The sequence below is a fragment of the Bradyrhizobium sp. SMVTL-02 genome (assembly GCF_051853005.1).
In the GTDB taxonomy this organism is placed as follows: Bacteria; Pseudomonadota; Alphaproteobacteria; order Rhizobiales; family Xanthobacteraceae; genus Bradyrhizobium.
Genome location: NZ_CP182469.1, coordinates 5,843,950 through 5,859,409 on the forward strand (window position 1 = coordinate 5,843,950; position 15,460 = coordinate 5,859,409).

At 65.9% G+C, this 15,460-nt stretch carries 13 protein-coding genes; 7 read left to right on the forward strand and 6 right to left on the reverse strand.

Annotated elements, in window-relative coordinates; genetic code table 11:
* Window positions 1–43: 43 nt before the first annotated feature.
* Both ACNJYB_RS28005 and ACNJYB_RS28010 read right to left on the reverse strand, forming a co-directional pair.
* A complete protein-coding gene (locus tag ACNJYB_RS28005; protein WP_439369755.1) occupies window positions 44–895 on the reverse strand; it encodes a 3-hydroxybutyryl-CoA dehydrogenase in 852 nt (283 codons plus the stop codon).
* A gap of 262 nt (window positions 896–1,157) precedes the next feature.
* A complete protein-coding gene (locus ACNJYB_RS28010) occupies window positions 1,158–2,636 on the reverse strand; it encodes an FAD-binding oxidoreductase (RefSeq protein WP_439369756.1) in 1,479 nt (492 codons plus the stop codon).
* A 226-nt stretch (window positions 2,637–2,862) separates the two neighbouring features.
* On the opposite strand from ACNJYB_RS28010, the gene hisC reads away from it, so the two are divergent.
* The gene (gene hisC, locus ACNJYB_RS28015) at window positions 2,863–3,915 is read left to right on the forward strand and encodes a histidinol-phosphate transaminase (RefSeq protein ID WP_439369758.1); all 1,053 of its coding nucleotides are present in this window, start codon (window positions 2,863–2,865) and stop codon (window positions 3,913–3,915) included.
* Between the two features lie 101 nt (window positions 3,916–4,016).
* Window positions 4,017–4,715 carry an ABC transporter permease gene (locus ACNJYB_RS28020; protein ID WP_439369759.1) on the forward strand — a complete coding sequence of 233 codons (699 nt, stop codon included), beginning with the start codon at window positions 4,017–4,019 and terminating at the stop codon, window positions 4,713–4,715.
* On the opposite strand, the gene ACNJYB_RS28025 is transcribed toward ACNJYB_RS28020, so the two are convergent.
* Window positions 4,689–5,498 (reverse strand): substrate-binding domain-containing protein, encoded by an 810-nt coding sequence (locus ACNJYB_RS28025; protein WP_439369761.1) that lies wholly within the window; start codon window positions 5,496–5,498, stop codon window positions 4,689–4,691. The two genes, ACNJYB_RS28020 and ACNJYB_RS28025, sit on opposite strands and share 27 nt — an antisense overlap.
* Before the next feature lie 422 nt (window positions 5,499–5,920).
* Between ACNJYB_RS28025 and ACNJYB_RS28030 the strand changes: the two genes are divergently transcribed.
* A complete protein-coding gene (locus tag ACNJYB_RS28030) occupies window positions 5,921–7,153 on the forward strand; it encodes a hypothetical protein (protein WP_439369762.1) in 1,233 nt (410 codons plus the stop codon).
* A 63-nt stretch (window positions 7,154–7,216) separates the two neighbouring features.
* A complete protein-coding gene (locus ACNJYB_RS28035) occupies window positions 7,217–7,501 on the forward strand; it encodes a TonB-dependent receptor plug domain-containing protein (protein ID WP_439369764.1) in 285 nt (94 codons plus the stop codon).
* A 259-nt stretch (window positions 7,502–7,760) separates the two neighbouring features.
* Here the strand turns inward: ACNJYB_RS28035 and hutU are convergent, their stop codons facing one another.
* The 3 genes from hutU to hutI are packed head-to-tail and all read right to left on the reverse strand — an operon-like array spanning window position 7,761 to window position 12,211.
* A complete protein-coding gene (gene hutU / locus ACNJYB_RS28040; RefSeq protein ID WP_439369765.1) occupies window positions 7,761–9,431 on the reverse strand; it encodes a urocanate hydratase in 1,671 nt (556 codons plus the stop codon).
* Window positions 9,432–9,440: 9 nt separating this feature from the next.
* Complete coding sequence (gene hutH / locus ACNJYB_RS28045) at window positions 9,441–11,000, reverse strand: histidine ammonia-lyase (protein ID WP_439369766.1); 1,560 nt, start codon at window positions 10,998–11,000, stop codon at window positions 9,441–9,443.
* Window positions 10,997–12,211 (reverse strand): imidazolonepropionase, encoded by a 1,215-nt coding sequence (gene hutI / locus ACNJYB_RS28050; RefSeq protein WP_439369767.1) that lies wholly within the window; start codon window positions 12,209–12,211, stop codon window positions 10,997–10,999. The genes hutH and hutI overlap by 4 nt, the downstream gene beginning before the upstream one ends.
* A gap of 86 nt (window positions 12,212–12,297) precedes the next feature.
* Here hutI and ACNJYB_RS28055 point away from each other — a divergent pair, with 86 nt between their 5' ends.
* The 3 genes from ACNJYB_RS28055 (at window position 12,298) to ACNJYB_RS28065 (ending at window position 15,432) form a co-directional block, all read left to right on the forward strand.
* Window positions 12,298–13,656, forward strand: coding sequence for a formimidoylglutamate deiminase (locus tag ACNJYB_RS28055; RefSeq protein ID WP_439369768.1), 1,359 nt, complete (start codon window positions 12,298–12,300; stop codon window positions 13,654–13,656).
* Complete coding sequence (hutC, locus tag ACNJYB_RS28060; RefSeq protein ID WP_439369769.1) at window positions 13,653–14,381, forward strand: histidine utilization repressor; 729 nt, start codon at window positions 13,653–13,655, stop codon at window positions 14,379–14,381. The genes ACNJYB_RS28055 and hutC overlap by 4 nt, the downstream gene beginning before the upstream one ends.
* Window positions 14,382–14,487: 106 nt before the next feature.
* Complete coding sequence (locus ACNJYB_RS28065) at window positions 14,488–15,432, forward strand: ABC transporter substrate-binding protein (RefSeq protein ID WP_439369770.1); 945 nt, start codon at window positions 14,488–14,490, stop codon at window positions 15,430–15,432.
* Window positions 15,433–15,460: the final 28 nt, after the last annotated feature.

Here is a 15,460-nt window from a genome sequence, read left to right on the forward strand (position 1 = left end):
GGCTCCGGCGGCGGACGCTCGACGCCCGCCGCCGACACTTGAATCAGGCGTTGTAAGTGTAAAAACCCTGCCCCGTCTTGCGGCCGAGATGGCCGGCATCGACCATCTCTTTCAGCAGCGGCGCTGGCCGATATTTAGGATCGTTGAAGCCTTTGTAAAAGACCTCCATGACCGAGAGCATGGTGTCGAGACCGACGAGATCGGCGAGAGCCAGAGGTCCGATCGGATGGTTGCAGCCGAGCTTCATGCCGGCGTCGATCTCTTCGGCCGTCGCGATGCCTTCCTGGAGCGCGAAGATCGCTTCGTTGATCATCGGGCAGAGGATGCGGTTGACGGCGAAGCCCGGGCTGTTCTTGGCCGTGATCGCCACCTTGCCGACACGCTGGGCGAAATCGAGCGCCTTGGCATGGGTGTCGTCGGAGGTCTGCAGGCCGCGGATGAGTTCCAGCAGCGCCATCACCGGCACCGGGTTGAAGAAATGCATGCCGATGAAACGGTCGGGACGGTCGGTCGCCGCGGCGAGCTTGGTGATCGAGATCGACGAGGTGTTGGTCGCAACCAGCGTGCGCGGCGGCAGCGTGGCGCAGAGGTCCTTCAGGATCTTGACCTTGAGCTCCTCGTTCTCGGTGGCGGCCTCGATGACGAGGTCGCAATCCGACAGCTTCGCCCGGTCGGTCGTGCCGGTGATGCGCTTGAGCGTCGCGTCGCGGTCGGCCGCCGACATCTTCTCCTTCTTGACCAGACGCTCGAGGCTGCCGCCAACGGTCGACAGGCCGCGGTTCACCGCCGCATCGGAAATATCGACCATCACGACCGAAAGTCCCGCCGCCGCGCAGACCTGCGCGATGCCGTTCCCCATGGTGCCTGCCCCGATGATGCCAATGCTCTGGATCATTGCCTCGTATCCTTCATCCTTGTGGGCCGTCCGGCTGCCGCCCCGGGCCCCATTGTTCCTGCATCAGGGTCTAGCACCGCCAAGAGGCGCCTGCGACCTGATCCTGCCCTTCCTTAGCGCATCCACGGGGGGAATAAAGCCGTTCGCACGGGGCGAAAAGGCACGATCTTGCACCGCTGGAGCCTGCTTTTGCCCGGGTTTGCACCACATCCGCGTCCAATGGCCGCCGGGCGGCGGCCGGCCTGTGACGCCGGTCCTCATCTCACCCGAGATGCAGCACCTTGCCCGGATTCATGATGTTGTTGGGGTCGAGCGCCCGCTTGATCGTGCGCATGATGTCGAGCTCGGTCCTGGAGCGATAGTGCTCGAGCTCGTCGAGCTTCTCGATGCCGATGCCGTGTTCGGCCGAGATCGAGCCGCCCATCGACGTGATGAGATCATTGACGGCCCGTGTGATCGCCGGGGAATACTGCCCGAGCGTGGTGCGATCCATGCCCTTCGGACCCATGAAGGAGAAGTGCACATTGCCGTCGCCGATGTGGCCGAGCGGATAAGGGCGGATCGTCGGCAGGATGTCGAGCGCGGACTTCAGGCCCTTGTCGATGAATTCGGGAATCCGGGAGATCGCGACCGACACGTCGTAGCTCAGGCCCGGTCCTTCCGCGCGCGAGGCCTCGGCCACGCCCTCGCGGATGCGCCACATGTTGCGTGACTGCGTCTCGGTTTGCGCGATCACCGCATCGAGCAGGCGGCCTGCTTCGAGCTGATCGGCCAGGAACTGCTCCATCCTGTCCGACATGCCCGCGCCGCCGTCCTGCCGCGCGCGTGCCGACGACCATTCGAGCAGGAGATACCAGTCGGTCTCCGCCTTGAGAGGATCCTGGGTACCGGGAATATGCCGCAGCACCATGTCGATGCAAGCGCGGCTCATCAGCTCGCAGGAGCCGACATTGTCGTCGGAGGCGGCATGCGCCTCCGACAGGAGCTCGATCGCAGCGCTGGGATCGCGGATCGCGAGCCATGCCGTGCAGACGTCTTTCGGCGCGGGCCACAGCTTCAGCACTGCCTTGGTGATGATGCCCAGCGTGCCTTCAGCGCCCATGAACAGATGCTTGAGATCGTAGCCGGTGTTGTCCTTCTTGAGCGCACGCAGCCCGTCCCAGACATCGCCATTGGCCAGGACGACCTCGAGGCCCAGCACCAGATTGCGCGCATTGCCGTAGCGCAGCACCTGCACGCCGCCCGCATTGGTGGAGAGATTCCCTCCGATCATGCACGAGCCCTGCGCACCCAGGCTGAGTGGAAAGAAGCGGTCATGGCGCGCAGCCGTCTCCTGAAGCGACTGGAGGATGCACCCCGCCTCCACGGTCATGGTGTAGCCGACGGGATCGACATGCAGCACGTGGTTCATGCGGCCGAGAGAGAGCAGGATGCCGCGGTGCGCAGGCCACGGCGTGGCACCGCCCATCAGGCCCGTGTTGCCACCCTGCGGCACGATGGCGATACCGTTGTCGTGGCAGAGCTTGACGACCGCGGAGACCTCCGTGGTGCTGGCCGGTCGCACGACCGCTGCAGCCTGCCCTGCGAGCTCACCGCGCCAGTCGGTCACGAACGGCCGTTTGTCGTGCTCGTCCAGGATCAGGCCCTTGTCGCCGACGATCGCTCGCAATCGGTCGAGAACGGCTGGCGTCACGGGCGCGGTCGGAATGGAGGGAGTTCTGACAAGGGCTGCACCCGGCATGTGTTCCTCTCTTTGCGGCTCTTGTGCGCAGCCTTGGGCCGCGCCGGCCTTCCTTGTTGTTTTTCAGGTCTTGCGTTTGCGCGATGAGGCTAGCATGAAGGCCGCGCGCAGGGGAACGTCACCGGCCATGAGGCTCGCGCGGATCTGCCGAGGATGCCGATCGCAAGTGCCCTTCCGCCGACGCCCCGCATCCCCTACTGTGCCGGATCAACCCGGATTGGAGATCATGAGCCGCTTCTGGAGTCCCGTCGTCCACTCGCTTTCGCCCTACGTGCCGGGCGAGCAGCCGAAGCAGGACGGAATCGTCAAGCTCAACACCAACGAGAATCCCTATCCGCCCTCGCCGCGCGTGCTGGCGGCGATCGCATCGGCCGCCGAGCGGCTGCGCCTCTATCCCGATCCGCACGCCACGCGCCTGCGCGAGGCCATCGCGGCCCATAGCGACGTTGCGCCCGAACAGGTGTTCGTCGGCAACGGGTCGGACGAGGTTCTGGCCCACACCTTCCAGGCGCTCCTGAAGCACGATGCGCCGCTTCTGTTCCCTGATGTCACCTACAGCTTCTACCCGGTCTATTGCCGCCTCTATGGCATTGCGCGTGAGGAAGTGCCGCTCGATGCCGCGATGAGAATCGAGACCACCGACTACAGTCGGTCATCGAGCGCGATCCTGCTCTGCAATCCGAATGCGCCCACCGGCATCGCGCTTCCGCGCGAGGCGATCGCCGCCTTGCTTGCGGACAATCCGAACCGGCTGGTAGTGGTGGACGAGGCCTATGTCGATTTCGGCGCCGAGAGCGCCGTGCCGCTCGTTGCGCGCCACGACAATCTGCTCGTCATCCAGACCTTCTCGAAATCGCGCTCGCTCGCGGGCTTGCGGGTCGGATTTGCCATCGGCCAGCGGCCGCTGATCGAGGCGCTGGAGCGGGTGAAGGACAGCTTCAACTCCTATCCCGTCGACTGCCTCGCCATCGCCGGCGCCATCGCTGCGATCGAGGACGAGGCGTGGTTCCTCGAGGCCCGCGCCCGTATCATCAAGAGACGCGACGTGCTGACGCGCGATCTCGGGCAACTCGGCTTCGAGGTATTGCCCTCGCTTGCGAACTTCGTGTTCGCACGTCATCTCAGCCGGAGCGGCACCGATCTCGCGGCCGCACTTCGTCAGCGCGGCGTGCTGGTCCGGCACTTCAAGAAGCCGCGCATCGAGGACTTCCTGCGCATCACTGTCGGACCGGATGAGCAGTGCGGCCGCCTGATCGACGAGCTGCGCGGGTTGATATAATTCAGTGACGCACTTGCAGGGGACCAGCCCGTGACGCGCTTTTGCGACCTCGACATCGATGGCCCGGAGGCATACGGCCGAAACCCGAAGTTCAGGCGCGGATGAACGACTTCGCGCAATCCGCCGGCGCCGCCTTCGCTCTGATCGGCCATGCCGACGCCGAGCTGCTGGGCATCGTCGCATTGTCTGTCCGCGTCAGCCTGACCGCCAGCCTCGTCGCTCTCCTGATCGGCGCACCTTTTGGCGCCCTGCTTGCGATCAGCCGTTTCCACGGACGGCAGGTCATCATCGTGCTGACCAATGCGCTGCTCGGCCTGCCGCCGGTCGTGGTCGGGCTCGCGCTCTATCTGCTGCTGTCGCGGTCCGGCCCGCTCGCAGCGGCCGGTCTATTGTTCACACCCACCGCCATGGTCATCGCGCAGACGCTGCTCGCCACGCCGATCGTGGTGGCGCTGGTGCACCGCCCGGCGAGCCTGCTCTGGGCGGAGTATGGCGATCTGGCGCGGATCGACGGTCTGTCGGCCTTGCGCAGCATGGCGCTGCTGTTCGCGCTGGGACGGACCTCGCTGCTGACGGCCTTCCTCGCCGCCTTCGGACGCGCCATCGCGGAGGTCGGCGCCATCATCATCGTCGGCGGCAACATCCGCGGCTTCACGCGAACGATGACCACCGCGATCGCGCTCGAGACAAGCAAGGGAGACCTGCCGCTGGCGCTGGGTCTCGGGCTGATCCTGCTCGCACTCAGCGTGGCGGTGTCGACCGTCGCGTTTTTGCTAGTTGGCCGCGTTGGGGAAAAATAGCTGCTCGCCGCCGAGCTTGTAGCCGGCAATCGCCTGCTGTCCCTTCGGAGACACCAGCCAGTCGATGAAGGCCTGCCCATCCTGCGCCTTCACGTTCGGATGCTTGGCCGGATTGACCAGCATGACGCCGTACTGGTTGAAGAGCCGCTTGTCGCCCTCGTTGAGAACGGCGAGCTCACCGCGATTCCTGAACGACAGCCAGGTGCCGCGATCCGACAGCAGATAGGCGTTCGAGGATGACGCCATGTTCAGCGCAGGACCCATGCCCTGGCCGATCTCGCGATACCAGCTGTCCTTGCCGGCACCGACGTCGACGCCCGCCTCTTTCCACAATCTGAGCTCGGCTGCGTGGGTGCCGGATTTGTCGCCGCGCGAGACGAACGGCGCCTTTGCCGCCGCGATCCTGCGCAGCGCATCGGTGACGTCCTTGCTGCCGGAAATCTGCGCCGGATCGCTTTTCGGGCCGATGATGACGAAGTCGTTGTACATCACGTCGAAGCGCTTCACGCCCTGCCCTTCGGACATGAACTTGTCTTCGGCGGATCTGTCATGGACAAGCACCACGTCGGCGTCACCGCGCCGCCCGATGTCCAACGCCTGGCCGGTGCCGACGGCAACGACCTTCACGTCAATACCCTCGGCCTTCGAGAACAGCGGCAGCAGATGGCCGAACAAACCCGACTGTTCCGTCGACGTCGTCGAAGCCACCGTGATGGTGCGATTCTGCGCAAAGGTGATGGTGGACCAGAGCAGAACTGCTCCAATGGCGACTATCCTTTTCATGCCACGTTCTCACGCCAGGTGCCCGGAGAGTTCCAGCCTAACCTCGAGAGCGCACCACAGGGAACCCCCACGTTCGGCGCAACTCACATTGCTCCGGCGCGCCACGCCCGAGCTTGGAACGGCCCCTCCACGCAGGCCGGCGGTGGCGCAGGCTCCGGAAAGTAGCCGCTATCGTGGGAGGGAGCGGGCGTCCCTTCCACGACAAGGCAAAATCCCTCGGCTGTAGAGCGCTACGCCGCAGAGTCGAATCAGAGGCTAGCCGTCGATCACGCGCGACGACGCGCGTATGTTCTGCAATTAGTCCCACCTACATTGACATCGGTGTGACGGCCGGGGCAGTTTTTCACATTGCTGACGAATCAGCGATTGCCTCACGCAGAGTACCTCTTGGACAACTCCCAGTGCTTTCGAGACTGATATCGTTGCTGCACCGTATTCCTGCGGTGAAATGGGCGTTGACCCGGCTTCGGCCCGCGCCGCACGGCGGCGGCATCGACGCCACCCCGATCACCGCGAACGACTCGTCAGCTCTCGTCGTCGACGCGGCAGAAACTGCGCCCGCTCCGAACATCAGCATCAGCACCGATCCGCTGCCCGGTGACGCAGCCGCGGACGAAACCGCGATCTCTGTCCTCGCGGAGGGCCCGTCGGCCGCGCCGGCTGATGTGAGTGTCACCGAGGATTCATCCCGGGAGACGCCGAGGGAAGGCGAACCGGTCGTCGCGGCGGAGGCTGCAATCTCGCCGGTCGACGTCGCGCCCGGACCGACAGATATTCCCGAGTTCATCATCGACAACGATCCGCCGGCGACAGCTTCGGGTGACGTTGCGCCCGGCGAGACGGCCGCGGCCGCATCTGTCGAAGCCGAAAATGAATCGGCCGACGCCGAGCCCATTGCTATCAGCAGCGATCCGTCCCCCCAGTTTCCGGCCGACATCGAGCCCGTCGTCCCGGAGGAGACCGAGGTCGTCTCCCTGGACGTCGGGATCGCGCCGGTTGACGCCCTCAGCCTCAACGGCGATCACGCCCCGGGCATTCCCGCTGACGTCGAGCCCGCCGTTGCAGGCGCCCCCGGCGTCGCGCTTGGCGGCAGCGAAGTCCCGGTGGAGGACGTCTTCGAGAGCTACATCGACAGCGCGGCGACCTTCAGCGTCGAGATCGAGATCGAGATGATCCCGGCGAACGATCCTGCGCCGATCGTCGTCGCAGCCACCACTGAGAGTTCTTCCGACGACACGCCCAACGTCGTCACGGACATCGCGCCGGAGCCGGTCCTCGCGTCTCCAGCGCCCGAGGCCCGCAGCGCCCCGAAAGTTCGCGCCAAGCCTGCCGAACCAGCCGATCGTGCCGCGCTGATCCGACAGCGCTGGGCCGAGACCGGGATCCGGATGTGGAATCCGCGGCTTCACGGCGCCGGCGATGCCACGCTGAACATCCAGGGCAGCATCGAGTTGCTGCCGCCCGCGGCCGGCGAGACCATGCCGCGCTATGACAAGCTGGAATTCAAAATACTCGGCGGACAGATCGTGTGCGAGGGCGTCATCGTCGAGGCGCCCGCGCACGCCGGCCATCGCAGCTTCACCCGCCTCGCCGAGCCGCGGGTTCCGGACCGGGTCCGTGAACCCGTGCGGGAACGCCAGGCCGCTCTCGCCTGATCCTTTTCTCTGCGAACGATGCGCCCCATATGCTAGGCTGACGTCCCCGCTATGGGAGATCGCATGCCCGCGACATCGTTGCGATTGATCGTCATCGCGGCCCTCTGCTTCTCGCAAGGAGCTTTTGCAGCGTCCAGCAAGCGGCCGCGTCACGCGCCGACAGCGGCATCCGCCGTCGATCCCGCAACGCCCTACAAGGCCGACCGGCTCTCGTCCTCGCGTGGCGAGACGATCCTCAATACGCCTGGCGAGACCACCGTGCTGACGCGAGAAGTCCTCGACGACATGAAGGCGACGAGCCTGCGGGACGCCATGCGCTCGACCGCCGGCGTGACGATCGGCCGATAGGCTCTCGCTCCGCTGACACCAAACGCGCCGATATTCCCGCGCGGCCCATGAGTTGTTGCGGACACAAGGCAGTTGCCCTCAAACGTCAGCGGCATTTCGCTGGACGATTTCGGCACCGGCTACCGCTCGACAAGATCAAGATCGACCCTGCGTCGTCGAGGGCGTCGAGACGCGCGCCCAGTTCGACAGCCTGCGCCGCCTCGGAACGAAGGCCAGCGACTCGGTGGCGCCGGCGCCAAGATCGTGGCCTGAGGCGCGGCTACTTCGACAGGCTCGGCAGATCGAGCCCCTTCTCACGGGCGCATTCGATCGCAATGTCGTAACCCGCGTCGGCATGGCGCATGACGCCGCTGGCGGGATCGTTCCAAAGCACGCGCTCAATGCGCCTCGCCGCTTCCAGCGTGCCGTCCGCGACGATCACCATGCCGGCATGCTGCGAATAGCCGATGCCGACGCCGCCGCCATGGTGCAGCGAGACCCAGGTCGCGCCGCTGGCGCAATTGAGCAGCGCGTTGAGCAAGGGCCAATCCGACACGGCGTCCGACCCGTCTTTCATCGCCTCGGTCTCGCGGTTGGGGCTCGCCACCGAACCGCTGTCGAGATGATCGCGGCCGATCACGATCGGCGCCCTCAACTCGCCACGCGCCACCATCTCGTTGAACGCAAGGCCGAGGCGATGGCGATCGCCGAGACCGACCCAGCAGATCCGCGCCGGGAGGCCCTGGAACTTGATGCGCTCCTTGGCCATGTCGAGCCAGTTGTGCAGATGCTTGTCGTCGGGCATCAGCTCTTTCACCTTGGCGTCGGTCTTGAAGATGTCCTCGGCATCGCCCGACAGCGCGGCCCAGCGGAACGGCCCGACGCCACGACAGAACAGGGGACGGATATAGGCGGGAACGAAGCCGGGGAAATCGAACGCGTTCTTCAGGCCCATGTCCTGCGCCATCTGGCGGATGTTGTTGCCGTAGTCGAGCGTCGGAATGCCCTGTGCATGGAAATCCAGCATGGCCTGGACGTGCTCGACCATCGACATTTTCGACGCACGCTCGACCGACTTCGGATCCGAGGCGCGCTTGGCTTCCCATTCGGCAAGCGTCCAGTCCTTCGGCAGGTACCCGTTGATCGGATCATGCGCGCTGGTCTGGTCCGTGACAATGTCGGGCTTGACGCCGCGGCGCACCAGCTCCGGAAAAATTTCCGCAGCATTGCCGAGCAGGCCGACCGAGACCGCCTTCTTCGTCTTTGCGGAGTCCGCCATGATCGCCAACGCGTCATCGAGCGTTGCGGCCTGCCGGTCGAGATAGCCGGTGCGCAACCGCATCTCGAGGCGGCTCGGCTGGCATTCGACGGCGAGCATCGACGCGCCGGCCATGGTCGCCGCCAGCGGCTGCGCGCCGCCCATGCCGCCGAGGCCGGCGGTGAGAATCCATTTGCCGGCGAGGCTGCCGCCATAATGGCGACGGCCGACTTCGACAAATGTCTCGTAGGTGCCCTGCACGATGCCCTGGCTGCCGATATAGATCCACGAGCCCGCCGTCATCTGGCCGTACATCATCAGGCCCTGGCGATCGAGCTCGTTGAAATGATCGAGCGTCGCCCAATGCGGCACGATGTTGGAGTTCGCGATCAGGACGCGCGGCGCATCGGGATGGGTGCGGAACACGCCCACCGGCTTGCCGGACTGCACCAGCAGCGTCTGGTCGCCCTCGAGCTGGCGCAAGGCAGCCGTGATCCGGTCAAAGCTCTCCCAGTCGCGCGCGGCGCGGCCGATACCGCCATAGACCACAAGCTCGCTCGGGCGCTCCGCGACGTCAGGATCGAGATTGTTCATCAGCATACGCAGCGGGGCTTCCGTCAGCCAGCTCCTGGCGCTGATCTCGCTGCCGCGGGGAGCACGAATGGTGCGGTCATTGTCCAGTCGGCGGTTCATGTGGACCTCTCAGTCAAGTCGCGGAAACGGGTCGGTTGGAAGCGAAGCAATCGCCACGGCCGGCAGCACATCGGCTTCGATCAGGGCGGCGGCCTTGGCGAGATCGCCCGCCATGTAGCGATCGGCGCCGAGCGCCGGCACCTGCTCGCGCAACGCGGCGATGACTGCGACCAGCGGCGCGCTGGTCGCATGCGGCGCGCGCAGGGTGATGCCTTGGGCTGCGACCAGAAGCTCGATGCCGAGAATCGCGGCGAGATTGTCGGCCATATCGGACAAGCGCCGCGCGGCATGCGCGGCCATCGAGACATGGTCTTCCTGATTGGCGCTGGTCGGCGTAGAATCGATTGAGCAGGCAGCTGCGCGCTGCTTGTTCTCGGCATAGAGCGCGGCCGCCGCCACCTCGGCAATCATGAAGCCGGAATTGAGGCCGGGATCGGGGGTGAGGAACGGCGGCAGGCCGAAATTCAGCGCAGGATCGACCAGCGTCGCGATCCGCCTCTCGCTGATCGCGCCGACCTCCGACAGCGCCAGCGCGATCGCATCGGCAGCGAAGGCGACCGGCTCGGCGTGGAAATTGCCGCCGGAGACGATCTCGCCGGTCTCGACCAGCACCAGCGGATTGTCGGTGACGGCATTGGCCTCGACGGTCAGCATGCGCGCGGCCTGCGTGAGCAGGTCGAGCGCTGCGCCCGCGACCTGCGGCTGACAGCGCAGGCAATAGGGATCCTGCACGCGTTCGTCGCCTTCGAGATGCGACAGTCGGATGTCGCTGCCGTCGAGCAGCGCCGTCAGCGTCGCGGCCGCGGCGATCTGCCCGGCATGGCCACGCAGCGCCTGGATCTCGGGGCGGAACGGCGCCGTCGAGGCCATCGCCGCATCGACCGACAGCGCACCGGTGACGAGCGCGGCGCGAGCGAGGCGAAATGCACGCAGCACGCCCGATATGGCGTAGGCGGTCGAGAACTGCGTGCCGTTGATCAGCGCGAGGCCTTCCTTGGGCCCCAGGGTCAGCGGCGCGAGACCGGCGGCAGCGAGCGCCTCGCTGCCCGATACGATTTTGCCGTCGACGATCGCCTGTCCCTCGCCGATCATCACCGCGGTCATATGCGCAAGCGGCGCAAGATCGCCGGAGGCACCGACCGAGCCCTGCTGCGGCACCAGCGGATAGACGCCCTGCGCCAACATGGCCTGCAATTGCTCGATCACCTCGCGCCGCACTCCGGAGGCACCGCGCCCGAGCGAGACGATCTTCAACGCGATCATCAGGCGAACGATCGGCGCCGGCGTCGCCGGGCCGACGCCGCAGCAATGCGAGACGATGAGATTGCGCTGCAGCAGCGCGGTCTGGTCCGGCGGAATGCGCTTCGAGGCGAGCTTCCCGAAGCCGGTGTTGATGCCATAGACGGGGGCGTCGGCCTGCGCGGCCCGCGCAACGATCCGCGCAGCCGCCTCGACACGCGGCCAGAACGACGGATCGAGGACGACAGGGGCGCCTGCGAGCACGCGCACGAGATCGTCGAGGCTCACTGCGCCCGGCTTGACGACGATCGGCGCGCCCTGCTCCGTCACTGCGCCCTCCATACCCGCCGATGCAGCGGATTGAAGCCGATGCGGTAGACTAGCTCGGCGGGCCGCTCGATGTCCCAGATCGCGAGATCGCACCACTTCCCCGCTTCCAGCGTGCCGGTCTGATCCAGCACGCCGAGCGCACGCGCGCCTTCACGGGTGACGCCGGCGAGGCACTCGGCCACCTTCATCCGGAACAGCGTTGCCCCCATGTTCATCGCGAGCAGCAGCGATGTCAGCGGTGAGCTGCCGGGATTGCAGTCGGTCGCGAGCGCCATCGGAACGCCGTGCTTGCGGAATGCCTCGACCGGGGGCTTCTGCGTCTCGCGAATGAAGTAGAAGGCGCCGGGCAGCAGCACAGCTGCCGTGCCCGCCTTCGCCATCGCAGCCGCCCCGGCCTCGTCCGTATGCTCGAGGTGATCGGCGGACAGCGCCGAGAATTTTGCAGCGAGCGCGGCACCACCGAGGTTCGACAGCTGATCGGCATGCAGCTTCACCGGCAACCCAAACCCTCTCGCGGCCTCGAACACCCGCGCGGTCTGTTCGGCCGAGAACGCGATCCCTTCCATGAAGGCGTCGACCGCATCGGCAAGGCCGGCTTTTGCGACAGCCGGAAGCATCTCCTTGCAGACGAGATCGATGTAACGATCCTTGTCGCCATCGGCTTCCAACGGCAGCGCATGCGCCCCGAGGAAGGAGGTGCGGATCGCGACCGGCCGCTGACCGCCGAGGCTGCGCGCTGCGGAGAGTTGCCGCATCTCGGTTTCAACATCGAGGCCGTAGCCGGATTTGATCTCGACCGTGGTTGCGCCCTCGCTGATCAACGTATCGAGCCGCGACAGCGCGCTTGAGACGAGTTCGGCTTCGCTCGCTTCGCGCGTCGCCGCCACCGTCGAGACGATGCCGCCGCCGGCGCGTGCGATCTCCTCATAGCTTGCCCCCTTGAGGCGCAGCTCGAATTCATGCGCGCGGTTGCCGCCATAGACGAGATGGGTGTGGCAGTCGACGAGACCCGGCGTGATCCAGCGCCCTTCGCAATCGATCCGATCGATCGCCTCCGCATCAACAGGGAAATCCGCCTTCGAGCCCGCATAGGCGATGTGGCCGCCGCGCGCGGCAACGACACCATGCTCCATCTCGCCGAGATCGGGCCGATCGGCCCGCATCGTGGCGAGGCGGGCATTGTGCCAGATCCGGTCGAAGCGCTCTGCCATGCGGGTATCCATTCGGCGTGGGGATGCTTGACTTATATGTCTAGACATATAATCGTAAGCCGGTTCTGTCCAGCCGGCGTGTCATCATGTCCCGACTGCATTTTGCCTCCGCGCTCCTGCCCTCGGGCTGGGCCAATGACGTGCAGGTGGTCGTCGCCGCCCGGTCGATCGCGGCGGTGACAGCCGGCGTGGCGCCAGCTGCTGGCGACGAGCGCCACGCGATCGGGCTTCCGGGACTTGCGAGCCTGCACAGCCACGCCTTCCAGCGCGGCATGGCGGGGCTTGCCGAGCTGCGCGGTGACAGTACCGACACTTTCTGGACCTGGCGCGAGACGATGTATCGCTTTGCGCTGGCAATGACGCCCGACGACGTCGCGGCCGTTGCGACGCTGCTCTATGTCGAGATGCTGGAGCAGGGTTTTACCCGCGTCGGCGAATTCCACTATCTGCATCACGACCGCGACGGTTCGCCCTATGCCGATATCGCCGAGATGGCCGCGAAGATCGCGCAGGCCGCCGAGGCCTCCGGCATTGCGTTGACGCTGCTGCCGAGTTTTTATGCGCATGGCTCTTTTGGAGGCGCGGCGCCGCATGCCGGCCAGCGCCGCTTCATCTGCACGGTCGATCAATTCGCCGCGCTGGTGGCTGCCTCACGCAACGCCATCGGAAATTTGCCGGGCGCCAATATCGGCATCGCGCCACACAGCTTGCGGGCGGTGGCACCGGACGAGCTGACCTCGATCATTCCGCTTGCGAACGGCGGGCCGGTGCACATTCACGCCGCCGAGCAGGTCAAGGAAGTCGAGGATTGCCTTGCCTGGTCAGGCCGTCGCCCGGTGCAATGGCTGCTGGAACACGCCCCTATCGATCAGCGCTGGTGTCTCATTCACGCGACCCACATGACGGATGAGGAAGTGACGGCATTCGCGAAGACCGGCGCGGTCGCCGGCCTCTGTCCGATCACGGAAGCGAGCCTCGGCGACGGCATCTTTTTGGCGCGCGAGTTTCTAGACGCTGGCGGCCTCTTCGGTGTCGGCACCGATTCCAACGTGCTGATCGGCGCAGCCGACGAATTGCGCCAGCTTGAATACGGCCAGCGGCTCAAGCACCGCCAGCGCAACGTCCTCTCCGGCGGCGCGGGCCGCTCGACCGGACGCTCACTGTTCGACGATGCGCTTGCCGGCGGCGCGCGGGCGCTGGCGCAGCAGACCGTCGGCCTCGCGCCCGGAGCGCGCGCCGACATCGTCACGCTCGACGCCGCGCATCCCTCGCTTGCAGGGCGTACGCATGACGCTGTCATCGACGGCTGGATCTTTGCCGCGGGCGGCGCTGCGATCGATTGCGTCTGGGCGGGCGGCAACAAGGTGGTCGAAGGCGGGCGGCACAGGCTGCGCCAGGCCGCGCACGAACGCTTCAAGGCAGCGGTGCGGAGGCTCGTCGCATGAGCCTCGCTACAGAAGCGGCGGACAAGCCGACGCTCTACAAGCGCATCCGCGCCGATATCGAAAAGCGCATCCTGACCGGCGGATGGCCGCCCGGGCATCGCATTCCCTTCGAGCACGAGCTGGTCGCGCGCTACGGCTGCTCGCGCATGACCGTCAACAAAGCGCTGTCGGAACTCGCCCAGGCGGGCCTTATCGAGCGGCGGCGGCGCGCCGGCTCGTTCGTGCGCCGGCCGCAGCATCAGTCGGCGGTGCTCAAGATCGCCGACATCCGCGCCGAGATCACCGCGCTCGGCCGCGCTTACGGCTACGAGCTGATCGGCCGCAAGCTGCGCGCGGCGACCGCTGCCGACCGCGACCGTCTCGGCGTCAAGAAGGCCGGCAAGGTGGTCGCGATCACCTGCCGCCATAGCGCCGACAAGGTACCGTTCGCGGTCGAGGACAGGCTGATCGACCTCTCATCCGTACCGAATGCCGCGACCGCTGATTTCTCCCGCGAGCCGCCCGGCTCCTGGCTGCTTCACCATGTCCCATGGACCGAGGCCGAGCATACGATCAGCGCGATCGTTGCGGACGATCGCACGGCGGAAGCGCTCGACATCGCCGTCGGCGCGCCCTGCCTCGTGATCGACCGCTACACCTGGCGCAGCGCCCGCACCATCACCGCCGTGCGGCTGCTTTATCCCGGTGACACTCACCGCCTCGTCGCACGATTCAAGGGAGGCTGAGAGGAGAATGTCGGCACAATTCGTGCAATGCTTCCGACAACGGTCTACATAGACCAATAGGGATCAACAGGACGTCAATCCATCGATCGGCAAGAGGACGACAATCATGCGTAGTTCGACAATTTTTACGACAATCATTGCACTTGCGGCAGCCACGCCGGTGCTCGCCGACGAGGTCAAGGTCGGCGTCGGCATCTCCGGGTGGACCGGCTTCGCGCCGCTGACGCTGGCCAAGGAAGCCGGCATCTTCAAGAAGAACGGCCTCGACGTCACGATCAAGAAGATCCCGCAGAAGGACCGCCACCTTGCGATCGCGTCCGGCGACATCCAGTGCGCGGCCACCACGGTCGAGACCTGGATCTCCTGGAACGCCAATGGCGTCGCCACCAAGCAGATCTTCCAGCTCGACAAGAGCTATGGCGCCGACGGCATGGCCGTGCGCAACGACATCGCCGCGATCAAGGACCTCAAGGGCAAGACGGTCGCGGCGTCCGCGCCCGGCACGTCGCCCTATTTCGCCTTGGCCTGGATGCTCAAGAAGAACGGCCTCTCCACGAAGGACGTGACCGTCGTCAACCTCGAGCCGGCTGCCGCAGCGCAAGCCTTCGTCTCCGGCCAGAACGACGCCGCGATGACCTATGAGCCCTATCTGTCGACCGTGCGCGCCGCGCCCGACAAGGGCAAGATCATCGCGACCACGCTGGACTACCCGATCGTGATGGACACGTTTGGCTGCACGCCGAAGTTCCTGAGCGAGAATCCGAAGGCCGCGCAGGCGCTCGCCGACAGTTATTTCGAGGCGCTCGACGTGATCGCCAAGGATCAGGCCAAGGCCTATGAGATCATGGGCGCGGACGTGAAGCAGAACGGCGAGCAGTTCGGCAACTCGGCAAAGTACCTGCGCTGGCAGGACAAGGCCGCGAACCAAAAGTTCTTCGCCGGCGATTTCCTGACCTTCAACAAGGAGGCCGCCGAGCTCCTGCTCGAGATCGGCATCATCAAGTCCGCGCCGAAGGTCGAAGACCTCTACGACGCCAGCTTCATCAAGTAAGCTTCAACGAGCTGCCGGTCCCGCCTCG